15 protein-coding genes are annotated in these 18,664 nt (G+C 76.1%); 10 read left to right on the top strand and 5 right to left on the bottom strand.

Annotated elements, in window-relative coordinates; translation table 11 throughout:
- On the bottom strand, positions 1 to 2,481 hold a 2,481-nt coding region (locus tag BJP25_RS17805; protein WP_075976075.1), incomplete at its 3' end, for an AfsR/SARP family transcriptional regulator.
- Between the two features lie 249 nt (positions 2,482 to 2,730).
- On the opposite strand from BJP25_RS17805, the gene BJP25_RS17800 reads away from it, so the two are divergent.
- The 7 genes from BJP25_RS17800 (at position 2,731) to BJP25_RS17770 (ending at position 11,849) form a co-directional block, all read left to right on the top strand.
- Entirely contained in the window at positions 2,731 to 5,316 is a 2,586-nt protein-coding gene (locus BJP25_RS17800) for an AfsR/SARP family transcriptional regulator (RefSeq protein ID WP_075976074.1), read from the top strand.
- 101 nt (positions 5,317 to 5,417) lie between these two features.
- Positions 5,418 to 6,029, top strand: a complete 612-nt coding sequence (locus BJP25_RS17795; RefSeq protein WP_075976073.1) for a helix-turn-helix transcriptional regulator — start codon at positions 5,418 to 5,420, stop codon at positions 6,027 to 6,029.
- 104 nt (positions 6,030 to 6,133) lie between these two features.
- Positions 6,134 to 6,757, top strand: a complete 624-nt coding sequence (locus tag BJP25_RS17790) for a helix-turn-helix transcriptional regulator (protein WP_075976072.1) — start codon at positions 6,134 to 6,136, stop codon at positions 6,755 to 6,757.
- 11 nt (positions 6,758 to 6,768) lie between these two features.
- Complete coding sequence (locus BJP25_RS17785) at positions 6,769 to 9,612, top strand: AfsR/SARP family transcriptional regulator (RefSeq protein WP_075976071.1); 2,844 nt, start codon at positions 6,769 to 6,771, stop codon at positions 9,610 to 9,612.
- Positions 9,613 to 9,655: 43 nt separating this feature from the next.
- Positions 9,656 to 10,531, top strand: coding sequence for an RNA polymerase sigma factor SigJ (gene sigJ / locus BJP25_RS17780; RefSeq protein WP_233158131.1), 876 nt, complete (start codon positions 9,656 to 9,658; stop codon positions 10,529 to 10,531).
- Positions 10,532 to 10,547: 16 nt separating this feature from the next.
- Positions 10,548 to 10,991 carry a carboxymuconolactone decarboxylase family protein gene (locus BJP25_RS17775; protein ID WP_075976069.1) on the top strand — a complete coding sequence of 148 codons (444 nt, stop codon included), beginning with the start codon at positions 10,548 to 10,550 and terminating at the stop codon, positions 10,989 to 10,991.
- Positions 10,992 to 11,030: 39 nt separating this feature from the next.
- A complete protein-coding gene (locus BJP25_RS17770) occupies positions 11,031 to 11,849 on the top strand; it encodes a hypothetical protein (RefSeq protein ID WP_075976068.1) in 819 nt (272 codons plus the stop codon).
- Positions 11,850 to 12,279: 430 nt separating this feature from the next.
- Here BJP25_RS17770 and BJP25_RS17765 read toward each other — a convergent pair whose 3' ends face one another.
- Positions 12,280 to 12,510 (bottom strand): DUF2630 family protein, encoded by a 231-nt coding sequence (locus BJP25_RS17765; RefSeq protein WP_075976067.1) that lies wholly within the window; start codon positions 12,508 to 12,510, stop codon positions 12,280 to 12,282.
- Between the two features lie 170 nt (positions 12,511 to 12,680).
- Here BJP25_RS17765 and BJP25_RS17760 point away from each other — a divergent pair, with 170 nt between their 5' ends.
- Positions 12,681 to 13,400, top strand: coding sequence for a carbonic anhydrase family protein (locus BJP25_RS17760; RefSeq protein ID WP_158075675.1), 720 nt, complete (start codon positions 12,681 to 12,683; stop codon positions 13,398 to 13,400).
- On the opposite strand, the gene BJP25_RS17755 is transcribed toward BJP25_RS17760, so the two are convergent.
- Positions 13,369 to 14,187 (bottom strand): MOSC domain-containing protein, encoded by an 819-nt coding sequence (locus tag BJP25_RS17755; RefSeq protein WP_075976065.1) that lies wholly within the window; start codon positions 14,185 to 14,187, stop codon positions 13,369 to 13,371. The two genes, BJP25_RS17760 and BJP25_RS17755, sit on opposite strands and share 32 nt — an antisense overlap.
- Before the next feature lie 80 nt (positions 14,188 to 14,267).
- Between BJP25_RS17755 and BJP25_RS17750 the strand changes: the two genes are divergently transcribed.
- Positions 14,268 to 15,713, top strand: a complete 1,446-nt coding sequence (locus tag BJP25_RS17750; protein WP_075976064.1) for an MFS transporter — start codon at positions 14,268 to 14,270, stop codon at positions 15,711 to 15,713.
- 106 nt (positions 15,714 to 15,819) lie between these two features.
- Positions 15,820 to 15,999 (top strand): hypothetical protein, encoded by a 180-nt coding sequence (locus BJP25_RS33490; protein ID WP_143219155.1) that lies wholly within the window; start codon positions 15,820 to 15,822, stop codon positions 15,997 to 15,999.
- 62 nt (positions 16,000 to 16,061) lie between these two features.
- Here BJP25_RS33490 and BJP25_RS17745 read toward each other — a convergent pair whose 3' ends face one another.
- The gene (locus tag BJP25_RS17745; protein WP_075976063.1) at positions 16,062 to 16,682 is read right to left on the bottom strand and encodes a DUF6801 domain-containing protein; all 621 of its coding nucleotides are present in this window, start codon (positions 16,680 to 16,682) and stop codon (positions 16,062 to 16,064) included.
- Between the two features lie 251 nt (positions 16,683 to 16,933).
- Positions 16,934 to 18,556: an adenylate/guanylate cyclase domain-containing protein gene (locus BJP25_RS17740; protein WP_084794128.1), complete on the bottom strand. Its 1,623-nt coding sequence runs from the start codon at positions 18,554 to 18,556 to the stop codon at positions 16,934 to 16,936.
- Positions 18,557 to 18,664: the final 108 nt, after the last annotated feature.

The raw sequence follows: 18,664 nt of genomic DNA, 5'->3' as shown, positions 1-18,664 counted from the left end.
GGGCTGGGTGGAGTTCATGGTGTCGAGCTGGCGGCGGGTCATCTCGGCGCGGTCGCCGTCGACGAGGGTGAGGGCGGCGCGCAGGGAGTCGATGGCCGCGGCGACGTTGCCGCGCTTGGCCTGCGTGGAGCCCAGGGCGAGCAGGGCCGACGCGCGGCCCTCCCGGTCGTCGCGCTCGGCGTAGATCTTGGCGGCGGAGGTCAGCAGGCGCACCGAGCGCAGTGAGCCGGGGGGCGCGGCCAGGCCCAGCACGTAGGCGGTCTCGGCGCGGTCGTGGCCGGGGCCGGTGGAGGCCAGGGTGAACGCCTCCTGCAGGGACACCGCGGCGCGGCGGGAGGCGCCGTCGGGGAACATCGAGTCGCCCAGGTAGAGGGTGGCCAGGGCGTGCGCGCGGTGGTCGGCGGCGCGGCGGGCGGCCGCGGCGGAGAGCCGGAAGATCTGCGGGGCCTCCCGGGTGCCGCGCAGGAAGTCGGCCAGCACCAGCGGCAGCCAGGCGGCGACGTCGTCGCGGCCGCGGGCGGCGGCGCGGCGGACCAGGTCGGCCAGGCTCTCCCGCTCCGCCTCGTACCAGGCCAGCGCCTCGCGCTCGTCGGCGAAGGCCAGCGGCGGCACCGGGGCGTGCTCCAGGGCCGCGGGGAAGCGCTCGCCGGGCAGGCCGCGCAGCGGGAAGGCCCGCCGGTGCGCGGCGCGGGCGGTGTGCAGGGCGAAGCGGAACAGGCGGTCCTCGGCCGCCGCGCGCGCCCCCGGCGGCAACCCCGTCGCCAGGTCGGTGGAGTAGAGCCGGACGAGGTCGTGCGCGCGGTAGGTGCGCTTGCGGCCCCAGTCCAGCAGCGACGCGGTGGCCAGCTCGTCGAGCAGCTTGCGGGCCACCGGGACCGGCACGTCGAGCAGCGCGCCCGCCACCGGCGGGGTCACCGCCCCGCCCGGGTGCAGGCCCAGCAGGGCGAACAGCTCGCGGGCCCGCGCGCTCAACCCGGCCAACGACCAGGAGAACACCGCGCGCAGGCCGTCCTCGTCGCCGAGCAGCCGCTCGCGGTGGGTGCGCAGCTCCGCGACCAGGCCCGCCGGGTCGGCCTGGGCGCGGGCGGCGGTCAGGGTCAGCGCCAGCGGCAGGTTGCCGCACAGCGCGGCCAGTTCCGCCAGCACGGCCGGGTCGGCGTCGAGCACGTCGGCGAGCAGGTGGCGGGCGTCCTCGTCGGGCAGCGGCGACAGCGGCACCCGCACGGCGCCGTCGCGGGCGGCCAGCCCGGCCAGCCGGATCCGGCTCGTCACCAGCACCAGCGAGCCCCCGGTGCCGGGCAGCAGCGGGCGCACCTGCTCGACCCGGATGGCGTCGTCGAGCACGACCAGCGCCCGCTTGCCCGCGAGCGCGCTGCGGTAGGCGGCGGCCTGCTCGTCCTGGGCCCGGTCGCCCGCGTCCACCCCGAGCGCGCCGAGCAGCTGGCGCAGCGCCTGCTCGGGGGTCATCGGGTCGCGGTCGGGGCGGTGGCCGCGCAGGTTCAGGAAGTGCGCGCCGTCGGGGAAGCGGTCGCGCACCCGGTGCGCGAGCTCCACGGCGAACGCCGTCTTGCCCACCCCCGGCGGCCCGTCCACGGCGAAGATCAGCGGGCGGCCCGCGTCCCGGTGCGCGTCGAGGCGGGCGGTCAGCCCGGCCAGCTCGGCGGCCCGGCCGCGGAAACCGCCGCGCTTGGGCAGCCCCGGGTGGCGCTCGGCGGGGGTGGCGCGGCCCCGATCGGCCAGCAGCTCGGCGTGCAGGGCGCGCAGACCCGGGGTGAGGTCGAGGCCGAGCCGGTCGGCCAGCGCGGTGCTGGTCCTGGTGTAGAGGGCGAGCGCGTCGCCGGTGCGGCCGAGCTGCTGGAAGGCGCGCATCGTCAGCTCGATCAGCCGCTCGTGCAGCGGGTGCTCCGCGGTGGCCTCGGCCAGCACCGCGGCGGCCTCCTCGGCCCGCCCCGCCGCGAGCAGCGCCGAGGCCAGGCCCTCCACGCCGGTCAGCCGCAGCGCGGTCAACCGCCCGCGCTCGGCGGCGACGTAGGGGGCGGCCACGTCGGCGAACGGCGTGCCCTGCCACAGCCGCAGCGCCGAGCGCCACGTGCCCACCGACTCGCCGCCGCGGCCCGCGCGCACCAGCGCGGCGGCGTCGTCGAGCAGCAGCTGCGCCCGGCGGGTGTCCACGGCGGAGTCCGGCAGCTCCAACCGGTACCCGGTGCCCGCGGTGACGAGCACCGCGGGCGCGGCGTGCTCGCGCAGCAGGCGGCGCAGGCCGGAGACGTAGGTCTGGGCGTTGCGCGGGGCCGAGGCGGGCGGCGCCTCGCCCCACACCGCGTCCACCAGGTCGTCGCGGGAGACGGTGCGGCCCACGCTGGCGGCGAGGAAGCCGAGCAGCGCGCGCTGGCGCGGGGGCCCGGCAGCGACCTCGGCCGCGCCGACGCGCAGCCGCAGCGGCCCGAGCAGGTCCACGCGGATCTCGGTCCCGGCTGGCATGTCACCCCCGCTCTGGTGGTGGGCCAACCTACCAAGCTCCGGTCGCATACCCGCCGGCCCGCCTCCGGCACCCGGGCACCCGGGCTGCCCGGTTCCTGCCCGGGTCCGCGGCAGAACGCGCAGCTCGTGTCGATCAAGGGCCGCGGGGCGTGCCCGTTTCACCGCGCCGGTGCGCCCGAGTGGCCACCGCTTTCAAATAGGCCTGGTCTTCTGGTGTTCAACCCACCCGGTCGTGCGATTATCGGGCTCATGTCCCCTTCCGCGCCGGTGGTCCGGTTGCTCGGCCCCGCCGCGGTCGTGCTGGCCGGGACCGAGCACCCGGTGGCGCGGCCGCGCAGGCGGGCCGTGCTCGCCGCGCTCGCGCTGCGCGCGGACCGGGTGGTCCGGGTGTCCGAACTGGTCGCGGCCGTCTGGGGCGACCGCGCGCCCGCCAGCGCGGCGGGCAACCTGCACACCTACGTCTGCGACCTGCGCGCGCTGCTGGAGCCCGCGGACCGCGCCAAGCCGTCGGTCCTGGTCGGACACCGCGACGGCTACCGGCTGGCGCTCGCGCCCGAGCAGGTCGACGTGCTGGCCTTCGAGGAGCTGGCCCGGCGGGGCCGCGAGCGGGTGGCCGGTGGCGACCTCACCGGCGGCCTGGCCGAGTTGGACGACGCCCTCGCGCTGTGGCGGGGTGAGCCGTTCGCGGGCACCGGCGGCCCGCTCTGCGACGCCGAGCGGGAGCGCCTGCTGCACCTGCGCCCCGCGGTGGACGAGGCGCGCTTCCAGGCCCTGCTGGGCACCGGTCGCGCCGCCGAGGTCGTGCCCGACTGCGTGCGCCTGGTCCGCGAGCACCCGCTGCGGGAGCGGGTGGTCACGCTGCTGGCCGAGGCGCTGCTGCGCTGCGGGCGCCCGGCCGACGCGCTCGACGAGCTGACCGGGCTGCGCCGCAGGCTGCGCGCGGAGCTGGGCACCCGGCCCGGCCCGGAGGCCACCGCGCTCTACCAGCGCATCCTCGACCGGGGCGAGGCCGAGCCGCGCCCGGCCACCCGCCCCGCGCCCCGCGTGGTGCCCGCCCAGCTGCCGCAGCGGTTCTGGGCGTTCGCCGGCCGCGAGCGCGAGGTCGTGGAGCTGTCCGCGCGCGTCGAGCAGGGCGTGCCCGTGGTGCTGTCCGGGCTGCCCGGCATCGGCAAGACCGCGCTGGCGGTGGAGATCGCGCACCGGATGGCCCCGCGCTTCCCCGACGGGCAGCTCTTCCTCGACCTGCGCGCGGGCGGCGCCGACCCGGTGTCGCTGGACGAGGCGCTGGACTACCACCTGCGGGTGCTCGGCGTGTCCGAAGAGGACATGCCGGACGACACCGGTGACCGGATCCGCCGCTACCGCGAGCTGATCGCGGGCAGGCGGGTGCTGGTCGTGCTCGACGACGCCCTCCCGGCGCACCTGTCCGCGCTCACCGCGGGCGGTTCGTCGGTGACCATCGCGACCACCCGCGAGCGCTCGGCGGCGCCGGTCCCCGGCCACCCCAGCGCGCTGCGCGAGCTGCGCCCCGAGGCCGCGCTGGCCGTGCTCACCGCCGACCTGCCCGGCACCGGCGCCGACGAGGCCGACCTGGCCGCGCTGGCCGAGCTGTGCGGGCGGGTCCCGCTGGCGCTGCGGGTGATGGCGGCCAGGCTGGCCGTCGGCGAGACCGCCGCCGAGCTGGTGGCCGAACTGCGCACGGCCCGGCGCCCGTTGGATTCCTTCGAGTTCGGCGGCGGCTCGCTGCGGCCGTCCTACGACCGGTCCGCCGCGGCGCTGCCACCCGACGCCGCCGGTCTGCTCGACGTGCTCGTCGCCCACCCCGGGCGGGAGTTCGACACCGACCTGGTGCCGGTGCTGCGCCCCGGCGTGGTCGCCGGGGCCGCGCTGGACCCGTTGCTGCGGCTGGGTTTCCTCGACCGCGTGGGCACCCGCCGCTACCGCGTGCCCGACCTGGTGTGGCACTACGCCGCCGAGCGCGCCGCCGCGCTGGACCCCGCCGAGGTCGAAGCGGCGGCCCTGCGCGCGGTGCGCTGGTACGCCCACGCCGCCGACGCCGTCGACCGCGCGCTGGACCCGCTGCGCCCGCTGCGGCTGCCGCTGCTGGAACCGGGCGGCCACACCGGGGGCGCCGAGCCGTCGGGCGCGGGGGCGTTCACCGCCCCCGCCGCGACCGCCGACCACGCCGAGCTGCTGGCGTGGTCGCGGCGGTCGCGTCCGGTGCTGGTGCGCGCGTCCGTCCTCGCCGCGGGCCTGGGGCGCCACCGCCTGTCCTGGCACCTGGCCCGCTGCGCCGAGGCGTTCGGCGCCGACCCCGTGCTGCCCTCCACTTCGGACTCCGGCGACCTGGCCGAGGCGCTGCGCCGGTTCGCCGCGGGCGACCACGCCGGGGCCTGCGGGCGCTTCCGCGCCGAGCTGGACCGCCCGGACAGCCCCGAGCGGCTGCTGGCCTGCGTGGGCGCCGCGGTGTGCGCGCGGGAGACCGGCGCGCACAACGACGCGGTGCTGCTGTTCCGCTCCGCCCTGCGGTTGCGCGCCGAGGGGCCGGTGCGGGCGTGGGTGCTCGCGCAGCTGGCCGACGCGGCGCTGGCCGCCGGTCGCGGTCAGCTCGCGGTCGAGGCAGCCGCGGAGTCGGTGTCGCAGTGGGAGCGTTCGGGCGAGGCGGCGGGCGCGGCCGCGGCGGGCGTGCTGCTCGCCCGTGCCCACGGGGCCGTCGGTTCCGATGGTGCGGCGGCAGGGGGACTGCGCCGAGCGGCGGAGGCGTTGCGCCGGTCGGACCACCGCGAGGCCGCCGACGCGGCCGGGGCCGGGCTCGTCGAGGCGCGGGTGTCCTGACCCGCCACACGGGCCGTGGTGAACCTGGACAGAGTGTGGAGCCGTGCGGGGGAGGGTGGTCCACACCAGGAGTGGGTCCGCGGTGACCGGGAGGTGAACGCGTGGTGCCGAAGCGGGTGGCGCTCAGCGCGAGCGATCCGCTGACCCGGGCCGGGTTGGCCGGGTACCTCAAGGACCGCAGGGACCTGCGGGTGCTGGGGTCCGAGGAGGACCGGACCGTCGCCGAGGTCGCGGTGCTGGCCACCGGGACCGCCACCGGCGAGGTGCTGGCCCGGTTGCGCGAGGGGCTGCCCCCGGTGCCCGCCGTGCTCGTCGCGGACTCCTTCCCGGACATCGCCGTGCTCGTCGAGCACCGCGTGGTCTCGGTGCTGCCGCGCACCTCCGCCGCCGTGGGCACCCTCGGCGCCCGGGTCGCGGGCGCCGTCGCGCTCGACGGGGTGCCCGACGCCGACGGCCGCGCGGAGCTGGCCAGGCAGGTGCGGGTGGCCGCCGAGGTGCGCGCGGGCGCCCAGGACCCGTCCGAGGTGCTCAGCGAGCGCGAGGTCACGGTGCTGCGGATGATGGCCGACGGCTGGGACATCGGCGACATCGCCGCCCGGCTGTGCTACTCCGACCGCACCGTCAAGAACATCATCTACGCCCTCACCGACCGGCTGGGCCTGCGCAACCGCGCGCACGCGGTGGCCTACGCGGTGCGGGCCGGGTTGATCTGAGGACCGTTGAACCAGGAGGCGCCCGTGCGCGTAGTCCAGGGTGGAGGAGCCCCGCCACCGCGGGGTCCCCTGGTCGCGGCGCGCGGGAACCGTGAGGAGGACTCGTGAGGGTGCACCGGATCGTCGTCCGCTCCAGCGACCCGCTGCTGCGGGCCGGGGCGCTGGCCTACCTGGGCAGCCGCCGCGACCTGCGCGTGCTGCCGCAGCCGCAGGCCGGGCAGGCCGACGTGGTCGTGCTGGTGGAGAACCGCGTCCTGCCCGAGCACCTGGCCGAGCTGGAGGCGGTGCCCGACGGCGCCCGCCCGCACTGCGTGCTCGTCACCGACGAGCTGGCCCCGGGCGACCTGCTGCGCGCCATCGCCGCGGGCGTGGTCGCCGTGCTGCCGCTGCGCGAGGTCTCCGGCGTCCGGCTGGTGCGCTCGGTGCTGGCCGCGGGCGACGGCACCGCGTCCTTCCCCGCCCACCTGCAGGGCCTGATGCTGGCGCAGCTGGAGCGGATGCGCCGGGAGGTGCTGGCCCCGCACGGGCTGACCATGTCCGGGCTCACCGAGCGCGAGGCCGACGTGCTGGCGCTGGTGGCCGAGGGCTGCGACACCGCCGAGATCGCCACCCGGCTGGCCTTCTCCGAGCGCACGGTGAAGAACGTGCTGTCCGGGCTGATGAGCCGCAACAAGCTCAACCACCGCGCGCACGCGGTCGCGTTCGCCGCCCGCTCCGGGGCGTTCTGAGCCCGGGACCGGTGGCCGCCCCGACCGGATCGACCACGCGACCGGAGCCCGCCGCGGGCCCGGTCGGCCCCGGCGCGCCCGGGTCCGTCGCGGTGACCGCGCTCGGCGGCGCGCCCGCGGTGTCGCTGCTGGGCGACGTGCGCGTCGACGCGGGCACCGGCCCCGGGTCCGCAGGCCCGCCGATGCGCCGGGCGCTGCTGGCCGCGCTCGCGCTGCGCCGCGGCCCGGTCGACCGCGAGGAGCTGCTGTGGTCGCTGTGGGGCGACGACCCGCCCAGCAGCGCCACCCGCAACGTGCAGACCTACGTCGCCGCGCTGCGCAGGCTGCTCGAACCCGAGCCCACCGCCCCCCGCCACCTGCTCACCGTGGGCACCGGCTACGAGCTGCTGCTGCCCGACGAGTCGGTGGACGTGCGCCGCTTCGAGCGGCTGCGCGCCCGCGGCCGCGACCTGCTGGCCGCAGGCGACGTCGAGGCCGGGTTGGCCGCCTACGACGCCGCGCTGGGGCTCTGGCGCGGGGAACCGCTCGCGCACGTGCCCGGCCCCTTCGCCGCCGACCAGCGCACCCTGCTGCTCGACTGGTGCGTCTCGGCCGCCGAGGCGTGGGCGCTGCCCGCCCTGGAGCGGGGCCCGGCCGCGGCCGTGGTGGACCGGGTGCGCGCGGTGTCGCGGGTGGCGCCGGGCCGCCCGCCGCTCACCACGCTGCTGCTGCGGGCGCTCGACGCCGACGGCAGGCGCGCGGAGGCGCTGGCCGAGGCCGCGTCCGCGCCCACCGCCGCCGACCCCGAGCTGGCCGCGGTCGTCGACCGGCTGCGCCGCGGCGTCCCGCTCGACGCCGAGGTGCCCGCGCCGGTGGTGGCCCCGCCCCGGCCCGCCGTGCCCGCGCAGCTGCCGCACGACGTGCACTCCTTCGTCGGCCGCGAGGCCGAGACCGAGCGGCTGCGCGCGCGGCTGCGCGCCACCGGCCGCGCCCCGCGCACGGTGGTGCTGCACGGCACCGGCGGCGTCGGCAAGACCGCCCTCGCCGTCCACTTCGGACATCAGGTGGCCGCCGACTTCCCCGACGGCACCCTCTACGTCGACCTGCGCGGCTTCGCCCCGGAGGCCGAGCCGCTGCCCGCCGCCGAGGCGCTGGGCGCGCTGCTGCGCAGCCTGGGCGACGGCGAGGAGCTGCCCAGCACCCTGCGCGAGCTGGAGGCCGCCTACCGCACCAGGGTGGCGGGCAAGCGGCTGCTCGTGCTGCTGGACAACGCCGCCAGCGCCGAGCAGGTGCGCCCGATGCTGCCCGGCTCGCCGGAGCCGTTCGTCGTGGTCACCTCCCGCAACACCCTCGCCGAGCTGGTCGTGCGCGACGGCGCCGTGCCGCTGGCGCTGGGCGCGCTCGACGAGGCTGGCGCGCTGGAGCTGCTGGCCGGGGTCGTCGGCGCCGACCGGGTGGCCGCCGAACCCGCCGCCGCGGCCGCGCTGACCCGGGTGTGCGGGCTGCTGCCGCTGGCCCTGCGGATCTTCGCCGAGCAGGCCGCGCTGCGCGCCGGGGAGACCCTGGCCGACCTGCTGGCCGAGCTGACCCCCCGGGAGGAGCGGCTGGACCTGCTGTCCACCTCGGACGCCGCCGAGGCGGTGCGGGTGGTCATGTCGTGGTCCTACGCGGTGCTCACCCCCGAGCTGGCCGAGCTGTTCCGGGTGGCGGGCGCCTTCCCCGGCCCCGACCTCACCGCGCCCCCGCTGGCGGCGGTGTCCGGGCGGCCGGTGGCCCAGGTCGAGCGCGGGCTGCGCGCCCTGGCCGACGACCACCTGCTGGAGCGGCACGGCCCCGGCCGCTACCGCGTGCACGACCTGCTGCGCCTCTACGCCGTCGAGCGGCTGGCCGCCGAGGTGGGCCCCGCGGGCGCGCGCGAGCTGGCCGTGCGGCTGCTGGACTGGTACCTGGCCACGGCCATCGCCGCCGACGTGCGGCTCTCCCCGTTCCGCGGCACCCGCACCCCGCCCCCGCCCGCGGGACCGGTGCGGCCGCTGGAGTTCGCCGACTACACCGCCGCCCGCGACTGGGGCGACGCCGAACTGGCCAACTCCCTGGAGCTCATCCGCCTCGCGGACCGCATCGACCTGCCCCGGCACGCCTGCGAGCTGGCCAACACGATGGTCGGCTACTACTACATCCGCGGCCACTGGCGGGAGTGGATCGAGGCGCTGGGCATCGCCATCAGCGGCGCGGTGCGCCTGGGCGACGACGACGTGCAGCGCCGCGCCCGCTACAACCTCGCGGGCGCCTACCTGCAGACCGAGCGGTTCGCCGAGTGCCTGGAGCAGTGCGCGGCCATCGACCGGCTCGGGGAGGGCGACCCCCGCTTCGAGCTGATGCTGGGCAACGTCCGGGCGGCGTCGCTGCTGGGGCTGGGCCGCACCGAGGAGGCGGCCAGGCTGCTGTCGGAGACCCTGGCCCGCGACCCCGAGCGCTCGCCCGCGCGCGCCATCCCGCTGGCCAACCTCGGGGAGGCCTACACCCGCCTGGGTGAACTCACCCGGGCGCTGGCCTGCCACGAGGAGGCGCTGGCCACCCGGCTCTCGGTCGGGGACCTCATCGGGGCGAGCACCAGCCTGCTCGGCATGGGGGCGCTGCACCTGCGCATGGACAAGCCCGACCGGGCCGTGCAGGCGCTGCTGGACTCCCGCCGCTACGCCCGCGACTCCGGCAGCCCGCGCGAGGAGGCCCTGGCCAACGCGGCCCTGGGCGACGCGCTGCTGGCCGCCGGGCAGGACGAGCTGGCCAGGGACTGCTTCGAGCAGGCGCTGACCGGGTTCGAGCGGTTGGAGGACCCCCGGGCGCAGGCCATGCGCGCCCGGCTCGGCGGGTGACCTCGCCCACCCGTGTCACACCCCGGCGTGCTACCCCGTCCTGGTGGACGTGGAGCACGAGACGCAGTTCGCCGCGGCGCGGGAGCGCCTGCTGGCCATCGCCTACGGCATCCTGGGCGACCGGGGCGCCGCCGAGGACGTGGTGCAGGAGGCCTGGCTGCGCCTGGCGGGCGCGGCGGGCCCGGTCGAGGACGTCACCGGGTGGCTGGTCGTGGCCACCTCCCGGCTCGCCCTCGACGTGGTCCGCTCCGCCCGCCACCGCCGGGAGCGCTACGTCGGGCCGTGGCTGCCCGAACCCGTCGTCGCCCCGGAGAACGACCCCGCGGACCGGGTGACCCTCGACGAGTCGGTCGGCATGGCGCTGCTGGTCGTGCTGGAGACCCTGTCCCCGGCCGAGCGCACCGCGTTCGTGCTGCACGAGGTCTTCGGCCTGCCGTTCACCGAGGTCGCCGAGGTGGTGGGCCGCACGCCCGCCGCCGTGCGGCAGCTGGCCTCGCGCGCCCGCAAGCACGTGGCCGACCGCTCGCCCCGGTTCGAGCGCGACCCGGCCAAGCAGCGCGCCGTGGCCACCGCGTTCGCCACCGCCTGCGAGGGCCGCGACCTCGGCGCCCTGCTCGCGCTGCTCGACCCCGCCGTCGTGCTGCGCAGCGACGGCGGCGGGGTGGTCACCGCCGCCCGCAACCCCGTGCGCGGGGCGGACAAGGTCGCCCGGTTCCTGCTCGGCGTGCAGGCCAAGGGCACCGACCGCGTCCACCCCGTGCTGGTCAACGGCATGCCCGGCTTCCTGCGCCTGCGCGGTGGCAGGCCGCAGGGCGTGGTGTCGCTGACCGTCGTCGACGGCCGGGTCGCCGCCGTCGACATCGTCGTCAACCCCGAGAAGCTGGCCCGCGTGCGGGCCACCCACCTGGAAGGGAACTAGCACAGTGGAACCCCGCATGGACATCGCCTCCGGTGCCGCCAAGCAGGCCTACCAGCACATGTACGGCCTGGAGCGCTTCCTGGCGGGCAGCGCGCTGCCCAAGACCACGCGCGAGCTGGTCAAGCTGCGCGCCAGCCAGCTCAACGGCTGCGCCTTCTGCGTCGACATGCACGCCCACGACCTGCGCGCCGACGGCGAGACCGACGAGCGCCTGTTCTCCGTGGTCACCTGGCGCGAGGCCCCCTGGTTCACCCCCGCCGAGCGCGCCGCCCTCGCCCTCACCGAGGCCGCCACCAAGCTCGGCCCCGAGGGCGTCGCCGACGACGTCTGGGCCGAGGCGCGGGCCCACTTCGACGAGGAGGAACTGGCCGCGCTGGTGGTCACCATCGCCACCATCAACGCCTGGAACCGCTACGGCACCATCCTGCGCCTGGTCCCCGGCTCCCTCCGCCAGGCCTGACAGGTAACGACCAGGACACGACCCGCTACGCTGCCCCCCGTGTCGGACCTCAACACTCCGGAACGGACAGCGCTCAGCGGGATCCCGCCGAGATCGGCGGGCACCGCGCTCCCGCAGTTCCCCCCGAGGCCGGAGGACACCTCCCCCGGACAACCCCTCATCCTGAGCGCGCTGCCCGCCGAACTCCCCGAGTCCCTGCGCCGCGCCGCCCGGCCCGTGCCCGTCGCGGTACCGCTCGCCGCGGGAGGCGAACCGGACCGCCCCCGCTCGCGGTGGCGCCGCTGGGCCGTCATCGGCGTCGCGGCGGCCGCCGTGCTCGGCGGCGGGACGTGGCTCGTCCTGCCAGGGGATGACCCGGCGCCCGCCCCCGTCGACCAGGTCGCCCCGGCGCGCCCGGCGGGGGAGTACGACTTCATCCGCCTGCCGGAGACCAAGGAAGCCATCCGCGACAGCGACTGCGCGTCCCACGCCTACGGCCGCACCCAGGAATTCCTCACCGCGACACCGTGCTTGCAGCTGACCCGCGCGATGTTCGCCACCCGCCTCCCCGACCAGCGCGTCGTGTACACCTCCGTCGCCGTGCTCCGGATGCGCGGGGAGAAGACGGCGGAATCGCTGGTGGACCTCGTCCGCACCGAGGGCACCGGCAGCGTGCGCGACCTCGTGCGCGAGGGCTTCGTCCGCGCCCCGGGCCTGGACCGCTTGAGCCGCGGCGGTTTCGCGGCCTCGCGCAACGGCGTCAACGTCGTGATCGTGGAGTCCGACACCGCCCAGGCCGACCCCGATCCGGAGCTGCACGAGGCCGCGATGAAGCGGATCAGCCTGGACGCGGTGCGGTTGGCGTCTGAAGTGGTGTGAGGCCGGGGCGCCGCCCCGGAAGGCGCTGCGGTTGCGCGAGTCCGGGGCTTCGCCCCGGAGGGAAGAACGCGGATTGCTTCGCTGGCTCGATGGGGTGATTGCCCTGGCACCAAAGACAAAGCCAACAAAGGCAAACTGTCCCCACTGGTAGGAACAGCGCAACCACCTACGGATCCGGCGGCCCGGCTACGGGGGTGCTCGATGCGGTGGACTTGTTTGGGTGGGGTAGGCGATCATGAGCTACCCTGTCCGGGTTGAGCGGGGCTCTTGTGGCCCCAGCTTTTCCCGCTCTCTCAGCTCATGATCGCCGTAGGGGCCCCGCCCGAACAGGTCCACCGCATCGAGCCCGCAAAGCAATTCCCGAGATCACGAGCCGATGCCGCAGGCGAGGCGAAGCCACACCCAAGAAGAAGTCACACCAGGAAACCGCCTACTGCCGGTAGCCCTCCACCTCACCCGCGGGCCGCACCTGCGCCCCCTCCGGGTCCTCCCCCGCGGACCGCCGGGCGCGGCGCTGGCGGAGCAGGTCCCAGCACTGGTCCAGCGCGACCTCCAGCTCCTGCAACCGCTTGGCCTCCTCCGGGCCCGCGGCGCCGTGGCGCAGCTTGTGCTCCTCGTCGACGAGGGCGGAGATGCGGGTGTGCAGGTCGTTGTCGTCCATGGGGCCAGACTAGCCCGATCGGCGGGGGTGGTGGTTGAGGTCACCCGGTGGTTCGTCCGGTTGTTCCGGGGTGCCGGACTTCGGGGGTTGGTCCCGGTCGGGGGTGGGCGAAGGATGGTCTGCACCACCTGCCCAGGACTGCGGGCGGGGCGCTGGAAGTGGGGTTGGTCGTGGTCCGTCGTGCCGCGTTGGCCGTCATCGCACCGGTGGTCGTCGCCGTGGGGGTGGTGGTGGGGGCGCCCACCGCCGGGTCGGCGCCGCCCGCGCAGAGCCCGGTGGACATCACGCCCTCGGTGCTGCGGTTCGACCCGACCGCGCCCGCGCTGGGGATCTCCTACCACCACAGCGCGGCGGACGTGGCGTACGTGCAGAGGGACGGGGACTGCGCGGCGCGGGGCGGTGAGGAGACCGAGCAGGCGACGCCGGTGGCGGGGGCCGGGTACGTGACGTACCGGGGCAAGCGCTACGACTTGGCGCAGTTCCACTTCCACACGCCGTCCGAGCACACCTTCGAGGGGCGGCACGACCCGCTGGAGATGCACCTGGTGCATAAGGCGGCTGACGGGGAGACGCTCGTCATCGGGGTGCCGCTGCGGGTGGGCACGCCCTCGGCGGTGGACGGGGTGCTGGCCCGGCTCACCCCGGAGTGCGGTGCCGCGCAGCACATCGACGACGTCGACCTGGCCGCCCTGCTGCCCACCGTCCACCCCACCGCGCGCTACACCGGGTCGCTGACCACGGCTCCCTACACCGAGGGGGTGCTGTGGTTCCTCATGCCCGAGCAGCACGTGACGGCCGCGTCGATCAGCCGGTTCCAGCAGCTGTTCCCGGTGGGCAACGCCCGGCCGACCCAGCCGCTCAACGGTCGGACGGTGACGGTGCACCAGTGAGTTGGTCGGCACCGGTGAGTTGGTCGCCCACCGCCAGCCACCCCGGCTCGGTGACGGCGAACTTCGCGCCGAACACCACCCCGTCCGGGCCCCGGCGGTAGGTGGCCAGGGTGCGCAGCGGCTCCCGGCCCGCCCGCGCGCCCGCCGCCTGGTCGACCAGCGTCACCGCGCAGCGCACCGCGAGCTTGGTGAAGCCCAGGCCCACCGCGCCGAGGCGCACCTGGCGCAGGTCGTCCTCGGCGTACGGGGGCAGGCCGTCGAGCAGGACGTTGGCGCGGAAGCGGGTGGCGGGCAGCGGTGCGGGCAGGTGGGCGCCGAGGTCGGCCAGCGAGGCCGTGCCGAGCAGGTGGACGGCGCTGCTGTCGGCCCAGCCCGACGTGCCCGGGGTGAGGCCGCCCGCGCGGCGGTGGTGGTCCGGCGGCACCCGCACCAGGCGGCTCGGCGCGCCCAGCACGTCGCTGAGCCACCGCGCCGCCACCTCGCCCTGGTCGACGGCCGTGAACGGCTCGCCGAACAGCTCCACCGGGCGGGTGGGCGACTCGTCGTCGACCGGCACCACCACCGGTTCGACCCCGGGCGCCGCGAGCACCAGCACCCCGTCGCCCACCGACGGCTCGATCAGCGCCAGGCGCGGGTCGCGGCGCTGGCTGCGGAAGGTGCCGTCGGTGTCGGTGACCATCCACGACCGGTCGTGCGCCAGGCCCGCCTGCCCGACCCAGGTGCGGTCCAGCGCGGTGGGGGCGCACCCCTTGACCGGGTACGTGGCGAGGGCGACGACCGAAGGCACGCGCGGACTGTACCGATCGCCCGCCGACCGCGGCCGAAGAGCGGGATTACGCGGGCGCGGTCGGGGGAACAACAGTCGGCATGGCGGCTGAGGTGACGAGGGGGACGATCGAGACCGACGTCCCGGCGCGGCTGGACAGGTTGCCCTGGGCGGGCTTCCACTGGCGGGTGGTCGTGGGCCTGGGCACCGTCTGGCTGCTCGACGGCCTGGAGGTGACCATGGTCGGCGCGGTCGCCGCCCGGCTCACCGAACCGGGCAGCGGCATCGCGCTGACCGCGGGCGACGTCGGCATCGCCGCCGCTCTCTACATCCTCGGCGCGTGCCTGGGCGCGCTGCTGTTCGGCCAGCTCACCGACCGCTTCGGCCGCAAGAAGCTGTTCATCCTCACCCTGGTGATCTACATCGTGGCCACCGTCGCCACGGCGTTCGCGTTCACGCCGTGGCTGTTCTTCCTCACCCGGTTCATCACCGGCGCGGGCATCGGCGGGGAGTACAGCGCGATCCACTCCGCCATCGACGAGCTGATCCCCGCCCGCGTGCGCGGCCGGGTCGACCTGCTCATCAGCGGGTCCTACTGGCTCGGGTCGGCGCTGGGCGCGGGCGCGGCGGTGTTCCTGCTCAGCGCGCTGCCCGCCGACCTGGGGTGGCGGTTGGCCTTCGGCATCGGCGCGGTGCTGGCGCTGGCGATCCTGCTGGTGCGCAGGCACGTGCCGGAGAGCCCGCGGTGGCTGTTCATCCACGGCCGCGCGGAGGAGGCCGAGCAGGTCACCGCGGACATCGAGCGGCAGGTGCGCGACAGCACCGGTGAGGAGCTGCCGGAGGCGCGCGGGACGCTGAAGATCCGGCAGCGCAAGACGATCCCGCTGCGGATGATCGCCGAGACCGCGTTCAAGCTCTACCCCAAGCGCGCGGTGCTCGGGTTGGCGCTGTTCGTCGGGCAGGCGTTCCTCTACAACGGGATCACCTTCGACCTGGGCACCCTGATGAGCACCTTCTACGGGGTCGAGGCCGCGGTGGCGCCGGTGTTCCTGGCGATCTACGCGCTGGGCAACTTCTTCGGCCCGCTGCTGCTGGGCAAGCTGTTCGACACCGTCGGGCGGATCCCGATGATCTCGATCTCCTACCTGGGCTCGGCGGCGCTCACGGTGCCGCTGGCGCTGCTGTTCGGCGCGGGCGCGCTCAACCAGTGGACGTTCCTGGCGCTGCTGTGCGCGGTGTTCTTCCTGGCCTCGGCGGGGGCGAGCGCGGCGTACCTGACCGTCAGCGAGGTGTTCCCGATGGAGACCCGGGCGCTGGCGATCGCCTTCTTCTACGCCGTGGGCACCGGCCTGGGCGGCATCGTCGGCCCGCTGCTGTTCGGCAGCCTCATCGAGAGCGGGGTGGCGGGCAACGTGGTGGTCGCGTTCCTGGTCAGCGCCGGGGTGATGGCGCTGGGCGGGGTGGCCGAGCTGGTGCTGGGCGTGCGCACCGAGCAGGCGTCGCTGGAGGACATCGCCCAGCCGCTCACCGCCCGGGAGGCAGGCTAAGTGCCACCCGGGCGGGACCGCACGACGACGGGCGAGCGGGCCTTGTCCACCGCGCGGGCCGGAGCGGGGCGTTTCACCCGTGGCAGCGGCCGGGTACCCGAGACCCATGTCACAGCCGACCACGCCCCCCGAGCCCACGCCGCCTGCGCCGAACCCGATCCCGAGCCCGCCGAGCCCCGGCCCGTCGGTGCCGGACCCGGTGCCGCCCGCGCCGGTGCCGCCGTCGCCGGACCCGGGCACCGACCCGGCCGTGCCCCCGTCACCGGAACCGCCGAACCCCACCTGACCCGCGCGCGACGACGGCCCCCGACCACGTGGTCGGGGGCCGTCGTCGCGCGCGGGGGTCGATCAGGTGACGGGGATGGAGACCAGGGACAGGTCCTGGCCCGCCAGCGCCGAGCAGTTCAGGTCGAAGGTGCCCAGGCCGGTCAGCTCGCCGGTGGCGGTCTTCGGGGTGATCTTGCCGGTGAAGGCGTTGCCGATGGCGATGTCGACCTGGCCCGCGGACTTCACCGTCAGCGAGGGCACCAGGCCGGTGATGTTCAGCGCGATGGGCGCCGCGCCGGTCACGGCGGTGACCGGGATGTCCAGGCCGGGCAGCGTCACGCCCAGCTCGGTGCCGTTGATCGACAGGTCGACGCCCGCCTCCGAGGTGCCCTCGACGGTGGCCGCGCCGACCAGCTGGAGCGCCTGCACGGTGGTGTCGTCGAGCGAGACGGCCACCGAGAAGTCGGTGGTGTTGATCGGCGTGCCCGCGGCGACCGTGCTGGGGAAGGTGGCGGTGACGGTCGCGGGGACGTCGCGGTTGCCGATCAGCGGGTAGGCGCAGCTGAAGGTGACGGCCTTGGTGACGACACCGGCGGCCTGCACCGGCTCGGCCTGCGCCACCGGGGCGGCGACCAGGGCCACGACGCCCGCGGCGCCGACGGCGGCGGCGGTGATCCTGCTCAAACGGGTGTTCCGGGACATGCGCTACTCCTCGCTGAATACGCACGGGTGCCGAAAAGGCGTGCAGGGGTGGGTGGAGGTGATCCCGCCGCGCGACCGGCCCGACCCGGTCAGCGCGTGGTTGGAGACTAACCACGCGATAGTCGTTGCGGCAAGGGAAAACCAACCGGACGGTCACATGGAAAACCGGTGGCGGAGCGCTTTGTCACCCGCGGACACCGCCTTCGTCACCGGCGGAGCGAAACCGCTCCCGCTGCACCCGCGCCGGACCGCTATTCGGCGGGTGCGTCCGACCCCACCGGCACCATCACGGTGGTCTCCTCGGTGCGCCCGCGCAGGGTCACCGTGTCGGCGGCGGTCCAGCGGGCCGCCTCCCGCTCGCCCGCCCGCTCCACCGCGCACCGCGACGCCACGAGCCTGCCGGGCACCGACTTGGCCAGCTCGGTGAGCCGGGCCGCCTCGTTCACCGGGTCCCCGATCACGGTGTACTCGAACCGGCGGGCGTCGCCGATGTTGCCCGCGACCGCCGCGCCCGCGGCCACCCCGATGCCCGCCGCGCACTCGGGCACCTCCACCGGCAGCCGGGCGGCGATGGCCCGGGCGGTGGCCAGCGCCTGGCCCGCGTCGTCGTCGAGGTCCACCGGGGCGCCGAAGATCGCCAGGGCGGCGTCGCCGACGAACTTGTTGACCAGCCCGCCGTGCGCGTCGACCTCGTCGACCACCACGGCGAAGAACCGGTTGAGCAGCTCGACGACCTCGGTCGGCGGCCGGGTGGCGGCCAGCGTCGTCGACCCCACGATGTCGACGAAGACCACCGCGACCTCGTGCACCTCCCCGCCCAGCTGCTCCACCCCGGCGGCCACGGCGACCTCGGCCACCTTCTGCCCGACGTGGCGGCCGAACAGGTCGCGGATGCGCTCGCGCTCGCGCAGGCCCGCCGACATCCGGTTGAACCCGGCCTGCAGCAGGCCCAGCTCGGTGCCGTCGTAGACGGGGATCTCGGTGTCCAGTTCGCCGCGCTGCACCCGGGCCAGCGCGTCGCGCACCGACTCGATGGGCGCGACGGTGGCGCGCGCGTTGAACACCATCACCAGCAGCCCGAACACCAGCACGATGCCGCCGAGCACCACCACGGTGATCGCCAGCTGGTCGCTGGTGACGTTCTGGCGGGCCATGGCGAACAGCGCCACCATCACCACGCCCGCGACCGGCACGCCGGTGCCCAGCGCCCAGAACAGCAGCATCCGCACCTGCACGCCCGCGCCGACCACCTGCCCCGGCGGGTCGTCCTGCAGCGCGCGCGCCGACACCGGGCGCAGCGCGAACTCGCTGAGCAGGTAGGCGTTGGCGCACACGACCATCCCGGCCATGGCCACGGTGAAGCCGACGGCGAACACCAGCTCCGGTTGCAGCACGATCGCCAGCACGGTGAACAGCACGGTCGCCGCGCCCCACAGGAACGCCTGCATCAGCGTGAGGTTGAGCGGCACGCGCAGGGTGGCCCGCCGGTCCGCGGCGGTCGGCTCGCGCTGCTCGATGGCCCAGCGCAGCGCCCGCAGCGCCCGCCCGGTGCCCCAGATCCCGCCGACCAGCAGCGCGCCGAGGACGTAGGCGGGCACGGCGATGGCCAGCGCCAGCAGCATCGGGCCCTCGGTCGGGGGGCCGGGGATGACGAACCCGGACAGCACCACGACGATGACCGCGCCGATGACGTTGGTGGTGACCAGGGTGGTGGTCAGCAGGCCCTGCACCCGGATGCGCAGCACCGTGCCGTGCTGGCCCTCCGGCCCCAGCAGCCGCGAGCCGAAGGGGGCCGCCGAACTCCCCGGCACCCCCGCGCCCCCGGCGCCCGCCCGCCCCGCGGCCAGCGGCCCCGTCCCCGCCTGCCCGGGCATCGGCACCCCCCTTATCTACTTCCGAGTAGGTTAGCTCGGGTGTCAAACCGCGACCGAGGGTAGCGGGCCGGGGCGACGCGCAGGTGGACGCGCGCTCCGGTGGGACGG

This window comes from Actinokineospora bangkokensis (genome assembly GCF_001940455.1).
GTDB lineage: Bacteria > Actinomycetota > Actinomycetes > Mycobacteriales > Pseudonocardiaceae > Actinokineospora > Actinokineospora bangkokensis.
This window is presented reverse-complemented; position numbering and strand designations above follow the sequence as displayed.